Annotated in this window: 7 protein-coding genes; all 7 read right to left on the bottom strand. The window is 69.1% G+C overall.

Annotated features, from left to right (window positions below):
• Window positions 1-1540, bottom strand: a 1540-nt coding sequence (locus tag H7I41_RS09170; protein WP_264012242.1) for an NADH-quinone oxidoreductase subunit G, incomplete at its 3' end; no start/stop codon positions are given.
• Entirely contained in the window at window positions 1537-2853 is a 1317-nt protein-coding gene (gene nuoF / locus H7I41_RS09165; protein ID WP_264012241.1) for an NADH-quinone oxidoreductase subunit NuoF, read from the bottom strand. The genes nuoF and H7I41_RS09170, both read right to left, overlap by 4 nt.
• The gene (nuoE, locus tag H7I41_RS09160) at window positions 2850-3725 is read right to left on the bottom strand and encodes an NADH-quinone oxidoreductase subunit NuoE (RefSeq protein WP_264012240.1); all 876 of its coding nucleotides are present in this window, start codon (window positions 3723-3725) and stop codon (window positions 2850-2852) included. The genes nuoF and nuoE overlap by 4 nt, the downstream gene beginning before the upstream one ends.
• Window positions 3722-5062: an NADH dehydrogenase (quinone) subunit D gene (nuoD, locus tag H7I41_RS09155; RefSeq protein WP_264012239.1), complete on the bottom strand. Its 1341-nt coding sequence runs from the start codon at window positions 5060-5062 to the stop codon at window positions 3722-3724. The genes nuoE and nuoD overlap by 4 nt, the downstream gene beginning before the upstream one ends.
• A complete protein-coding gene (locus tag H7I41_RS09150) occupies window positions 5062-5781 on the bottom strand; it encodes an NADH-quinone oxidoreductase subunit C (RefSeq protein ID WP_264012238.1) in 720 nt (239 codons plus the stop codon). The genes nuoD and H7I41_RS09150 overlap by 1 nt, the downstream gene beginning before the upstream one ends.
• Entirely contained in the window at window positions 5778-6332 is a 555-nt protein-coding gene (locus H7I41_RS09145) for a NuoB/complex I 20 kDa subunit family protein (protein ID WP_264012237.1), read from the bottom strand. The genes H7I41_RS09150 and H7I41_RS09145 overlap by 4 nt, the downstream gene beginning before the upstream one ends.
• A complete protein-coding gene (locus H7I41_RS09140) occupies window positions 6323-6727 on the bottom strand; it encodes an NADH-quinone oxidoreductase subunit A (protein ID WP_264012236.1) in 405 nt (134 codons plus the stop codon). The genes H7I41_RS09145 and H7I41_RS09140 overlap by 10 nt, the downstream gene beginning before the upstream one ends.
• Window positions 6728-6745: the final 18 nt, after the last annotated feature.

Raw genomic sequence — 6745 nt, 5'->3', positions numbered from 1 at the left:
TGGGCAGCGCGCCCGCCTCGACGGCCCCGCGTTCGCCTGCCCGCCTCGGGATCCACGCCAGCCGCGCGCCGGTGGCCGCGGCCAGCCTGGTCGCCGCCGACAGTGCCCCGGGCGACGTCCCCAGTCGTTCGCCGACCAGGATCAGCGCACCGGGCATCCGCAGCAGCGGCTCGTCGGTCAACGCGTCGAGGGCGTTGGCTTCGGCGCCAGGGCCGGTGCGGATCAGCCGGCCGGACATCTTGGTGAGTGCGCGGGTCGCGTAGGGGGCGATCGACAGCACCTGCAGACCGCGTTTGCGTGCCGCCTTGCGCAGCCGCAGGTACACGATCGGCGACTCCTCCTCGGGCTCGAACCCGGCGAGCAGGACGGCGGGCGCGTTCTCGACATCGGCGTAGCGCACCGTCCGCGGCGCCCCGGCGACATGGGCGGCCAGGAAGCGGGCCTCCTCGTCGCTGTGCGGCCGGGCGCGGAAGTCGATGTCATTGGTGTCGAGAACCATCCGCGCGAACTTCGTGTAGGCGTAGGCGTCCTCGGCGGTGACGCGGCCACCGACGAGCACGCCGGCCGCGCCTGTCGCGCGGGCCAATCCGGCGGCCGCCACGCCCAGCGCCTCGGACCATGACGCCGGCCGCAGGGTGCCGTCGGGCTCGCGGAGCGCAGGTGTGGTGATGCGGTCGCCGAGGCCGGTGTAGGTGAACGCCCACCGGCCCTTGTCGCAGTTCCACTCCTCGTTGACCTCGGGGTCGTCACCGGCCAACCGGCGCAGCACTTTTCCACGGCGGTGGTCGGTGCGCTGCGCGCAGCCGGAGGCGCAGTGCTCGCACACGCTCGGTGTCGACACCAGGTCGAACGGCCGGGCGCGGAACCGGTACGCGGTGCCGGTGAGCGCGCCGACCGGGCAGATCTGCACGGTGTTGCCCGAGAAGTAGGAGGCGAACGGTTCGCCCGGAGCGATGCCGACCTGTTGCAGCGCACCGCGTTCCAGCAGGTCGATGAACGGGTCGCCGGCGATCTGTTCGGAGAACCGGGTGCAGCGGGCGCACAGCACGCAGCGCTCCCGGTCGAGCAGCACCTGGGCGGAGATATTGATGGGTTTGGGGAAGGTGCGCTTGACGTCGGTGAACCGGGTCTCGGCGCGGCCGTTGGACATCGCCTGGTTCTGCAGCGGGCATTCGCCGCCCTTGTCGCAGACCGGGCAATCCAGCGGGTGGTTGATCAGCAGCAGTTCCATCACCCCGCGCTGCGCCTTATCGGCGACCTCGGAACTGAACTGCGTGCTCACCACCATGTCCGGACTCACCGTGGTGGTGCACGACGCCATCGGCTTGCGCTGGCCCTCCACCTCCACCAGGCATTGCCTGCAGGCGCCGACGGGGTCGAGCAGCGGGTGGTCGCAGAACCGCGGAATCTGGATGCCCATCAGTTCGGCCGCCCGGATCACCAGCGTACCCTTGGGCACGCTGACCTCGGCGCCGTCGATCGTCAGCGTGACCATCTCGACCGGCGGTACCTCTGTCCCGGGTTGCGCGGTCTGCGTCATACTCCCACCCCCTCGGCGGCCAGCAGTGTGGAGGCGTGCGGATCGAACGGGCACCCGCCATCGAGGTGCGCCAGGTACTCGTCGCGGAAGTACTTGATGGACGAGATGATCGGGCTGGCGGCGCCGTCCCCCAACGCGCAGAACGACTTCCCGAGGATGGCGTCGGAGATGTCGAGCAGCTTGTCGACGTCCTCGGTGCCTCCCTGCCCGCTCTCGAGCCGGGCGTAGATCTGGGTCAGCCAGTAGGTACCCTCGCGGCACGGCGTGCACTTGCCGCAGGATTCGTGGGCGTAGAACTCCGTCCACCGCCGCACTGCGCGCACGACGCAGGTGGTCTCGTCGAAAATCTGTAGGGCCTTGGTTCCGAGCATGGAACCGGCGCCGGCGACGCCCTCGTAATCGAGTGGCACGTCGAGGTGTTCGTCGGTGAGCAACGGTGTCGACGATCCGCCGGGGGTCCAGAACTTGAGGGTGTGCCCCGCGCGCACACCGCCCGCGTACTCGAGCAGTTCGCGCAGCGTGATGCCGAGCGGCGCCTCGTACTGACCGGGCCTGGTCACGTGGCCGGACAACGAGTACAGCGTGAAGCCCGGCGACTTCTCCGAACCCATCGAGCGGAACCAGTCGATGCCGTTGAGCAGGATCGGCGCGACGCTGGCGATCGACTCGACGTTGTTGACCACCGTGGGGCAGGCGTACAGGCCGGCCACCGCGGGGAACGGCGGGCGCAACCGGGGCTGGCCGCGGCGGCCTTCCAGCGAGTCGAGCAGCGCGGTCTCCTCGCCGCAGATGTAGGCGCCCGCGCCGGCGTGCACGATCAGTTCGAGGTCGTAGCCCGAGCCGCCGATGTCGCTGCCGAGGTATCCGGCCGCGTAGGCCTCCGCCACCGCGGCCTGCAGGCGGCGCAGCACCGGCACCACCTCGCCGCGCACGTAGATGAACGCGTGGTGGGCACGGATCGCGTAGGCGGCGATGATCGCACCCTCGACCAGGAAGTGCGGAGTGGTCATCATCAGCGGGATGTCCTTGCACGTGCCGGGTTCGGACTCGTCGGCGTTGATCACCAGGTAGTGCGGTTTGGCGCCGGCGCCGGTGTCGTCCTGCGGGATGAACGACCACTTGGTGCCCGTGGGGAAGCCGGCGCCGCCGCGCCCGCGCAGCCCGGAGTCCTTCACCAGCGCGATCACGTCGTCGGGCGCCATGTGCAGCGCTCGATCCAGCGCGCGGTATCCGTCGTGGCGGCGGTAGGTCTCCATCGACCACGGCTCGGGCTCGTCCCAGAACCGGCTCAGCACCGGCGTCAGCCCGGTCATGTGTCGGACTCCGTTGCGCGCGGGGTGGTTTCGGCGGTACCCGACTCGACGGGCACCGTGGCCGACGGCGCGGGTGCGGGTTCGTCGCGGGTGGTCTCCACGGCATCCTGCGTGGCAGCGGCTCCGTTGTCACCGGTGGGCGGCCGGTCCTCCGTGGCCGTCGGCGCGGGTGCCGTCATGGAGTTCTCCTGCGCGATGTGCAGACCGGCGAGCGTGGCGGCGCCGACCTCTCCGGCGCCGGACCGTGGATCGCCGAGTCCGGCGAGCGTGCGGGCCGTCTCCCGGAAGGTGCACAGCGGCCCCCCGCGCGTCGGCGCGGGCGGCGTGCCGGACCGCAACTCGTCGACCAGGTCGCGGGCCGACGACGGGGTCTGGTTGTCGAAGAACTCCCAGTTGACCATCACGACCGGCGCGTAGTCGCACGCGGCGTTGCACTCGATGTGCTCGAGGGTGACGCGACCGTCCCCGGTGGTCCCACCGGCGTGGATGTCCAGATGATCCTGCAGCGCCTCCAGGATCGCGTCGCCGCCCATGATCGCGCACAGGGTGTTGGTGCACACGCCGACGAGGAAGTCACCGGTGGGATTGCGCCGGTACATCGAGTAGAACGTGGCGACGGCGGTGACCTCGGCGGCGGTCAGGCCGAGTCGATCCGCGCAGAATCCGATGCCCGCCGGGGTCAGGTAGCCGTCCTCGGACTGCACCAGGTGCAGCAGCGGCAGCAGCGCCGAGCGGGACTGCGGATACTTCGCGATGATCGTGGCGGCGTCGGCGGTCAGCCTCGCGGCCACGTCGGGCGGGTAGGCCGAGGGTCCGTGGATCGGCGGGCCCGCCTCGTCGGGGCGCTGGCCGAGTTCCAGGAAGATCGTCATCTATCCACCCCGCCCATCACCGGATCGATCGACGCGACCGCCGAGATCGCGTCGGCCACCATGCCGCCTTCGCACATCGCCGCCACCGCTTGCAGATTCGTGAACGACGGATCGCGGTAGTGCACCCGGTAGGGGCGGGTCCCGCCGTCGGACACCATGTGCACCCCTAGCTCGCCGCGCGGTGACTCCACGGCCGAGTACACCTGGCCGGCCGGCACCCGGATGCCTTCGGTCACGAGCTTGAAGTGGTGGATCAGGCCTTCCATCGAGTGGCCCATGATCTTCGCGATGTGCTCGGGGCTGTTGCCCAGCCCGTCGGGCCCGAGCTTCAGGTCGGCTGGCCAGGCCAGCTTCTTGTCGGTGATCATCACCGGACCGGGCCGCAGCTTGTCCAGGCACTGTTGGGCGATCTTGATCGACTCGCGCATCTCCTTGACCCGGATCAGGTAGCGACCGTACGCGTCGCAGCCGTCGTCGGTGATCACGTCGAATTCGTAGTCCTCGTAGCCGCAGTACGGCTGGGCCCTGCGCAGGTCGTGCGGCAGCCCGGTGGACCGCAGCACCGGCCCGGTGATGCCCAACGCCATGCAGCCGGCCAGGTCGAGGTAGCCGATGCCCTGTGTGCGGGCCTTCCAGATGTAGTTCTCGTTGAGCAGGTCCTCGAGATCGCGCAGCCGTCGGGGCAGCAGCTCCAGCAGGTCCTGGATCCTGGGCACCGCGTCGTCGGGCAGGTCGGCCGCCAGCCCGCCGGGGCGGATGTAGGCGTGGTTCATCCGCAGTCCGGTGATCAGCTCGAACACCGACAGGATCTGTTCCCGCTCCCGGAAGCCGTAGAACATGGCGCTCATCGCACCCAGTTCCATGCCGCCGGTGGCCAGCGCCACCAGGTGCGACGAGATGCGGTTCAGCTCCATCAGCATCACGCGGATCACGCTGGCGCGCTCGGGCACCGCGTCGGTGACGTCGAGCAGCTTCTCGACACCCAGGCAGTAGGCGGTCTCGTTGAAGAACGGTGACAGGTAGTCCATCCGGGTGACGAACGTGACGCCCTGCGTCCAGTTGCGGTACTCGAGGTTCTTCTCGATGCCGGTGTGCAGATAGCCGATGCCGCAACGCGCCGATATGATCGTCTCGCCCTCGATCTCGAGGATGAGTCGCAGCACGCCGTGGGTGGACGGATGCTGGGGGCCCATGTTCACCACGATGCGCTCACCGGACTGCGCCTTCGCCGCGGCGGCCACCACCTGGTCCCAGTCCTCGCCACCGACGACGACGACGGTGTCGGCACCTGCCGCGGAACCACCGCCGTCGTTGGGCGGCTTCGGGTTTCGAGACATCAGCTGTAGGCCCTCCGCTCGTCGGGCGGGGGAATCTCGGCTCCGTGGTACTCCACGGGAATCCCGCCCAACGGATAGTCCTTGCGCTGCGGATGTCCCACCCAGTCGTCAGGCATCTCGATGCGGGTGAGCGACGGGTGGCCGTCGAAGACGATGCCGAAGAAGTCGTACGTCTCGCGCTCGTGCCAGTCGGTCGTGGGGTAGATGCCGAAAAGCGATGGCAGGTGGGCATCGGCGTCGGGGGCGGCCACCTCCAGCCGGATCCGACGGTTGTGGGTGATCGACATCAGCGGATACACCGCGTGCAGTTCGCGACCGGCGTCGTCAGGGTAGTGCACCCCGCTGACGCCGAGGCACAGCTCGAAACGCAGTGCGGCATCGTCGCGTAACGCACGCGCCACCGCGGGCAGGTGCTCGCGCCTCACCTCGAGCGTGAGTTCGTCGCGATACACCACCACCCGCTCGACGGCCTCCGCGTACGCGTCCTCACCGAGTACGGCGGCGAGGGCGTCGACGACGTCGTCGAAGTAGCCGCCGTAGGGGCGGGGGCTGCCACCGGGCAGGGCCACCGGGCGCACCAGTCGTCCGTAGCCCGACGTGTCGCCGGTGCCCTTGGCTCCGAACATGCCTCGGCGGACGCCGATGACCTCCGGAGTGGTGGCGCCGTCTCCGTCGGCGGCGCCGTTGCCGTGGCCGTTGCCGTTCGCGTGCTCGGTCACCGCAGCAACCCCTTGAGCTCGATGGTCGGAGTCACCGCCAAAGCGGCCTCTTCGGCCGCACGGATCGCCTCTTCCCGGTTCACCCCGAGCGGCATCTGCTGAATCTTGTCGTGCAGCTTGAGAATTGCGTGTAGCAGCATCTCCGGACGCGGCGGGCAGCCGGGCAGGTAGATGTCCACCGGCACCACGTGGTCGACGCCCTGGACCACCGCGTAGTTGTTGAACATCCCGCCGGACGACGCGCACACCCCCATCGCCAGCACCCACTTGGGTTCGGCCATCTGGTCGTAGATCTGCCGCAGCACCGGCGCCATCTTCTGGCTTACCCGCCCGGCGACGATCATCAGGTCGGCCTGTCGCGGCGTCGCCGAGAACCGCTCCATCCCGAAGCGGGAGATGTCGAACCGCGGGCCCGCCGTCGACATCATCTCGATGGCGCAGCACGCCAGACCGAAGGTGGCCGGCCACAGCGAGCCCTTGCGGACGTAGCCGGCGACCTTCTCGACGGTGGACAGCAGGATCCCGCCCGGCAGCCGTTCCTCTAGTCCCAATTCAAGCCTCCCCGCCGCCATACGTAGGCATAGGCCACGAAGACGGTGAGCATGAACAGCAGCATCTCCACCAGGGCGAACAGTCCCAGACTGTCGAAGGCCACCGCCCACGGGTAGAGGAACACGATCTCGATGTCGAAGACGATGAACAACATCGCGGTCAGGTAGTACCTGATCGGGATCCGCTGGACGGTCGCTGACCGCGACCCGCCCTTGTGCATGCCCCCGGTCTGCGGCTCGGACGGCGGCGCCAGCGGTTCGATGCCGCACTCATAGGCCTCGAGCTTGGCCCGGTTGTACCGGCCTGGGCCGATGACCATGGAGATCACCACCGATACCACCGCGAAGGCGGCCGCTATCGCCCCCAAGACCAAGATCGGTGTGTACAAATCCATACCGCGCAAGCGCCCCCT

The organism is [Mycobacterium] manitobense, assembly GCF_025821665.1.
In the GTDB taxonomy this organism is placed as follows: Bacteria; Actinomycetota; Actinomycetes; order Mycobacteriales; family Mycobacteriaceae; genus Mycobacterium; species Mycobacterium arseniciresistens.
The sequence above is the reverse complement of the archived record's forward strand: the minus strand, read 5'-3'. Positions and strand labels throughout refer to the sequence as shown.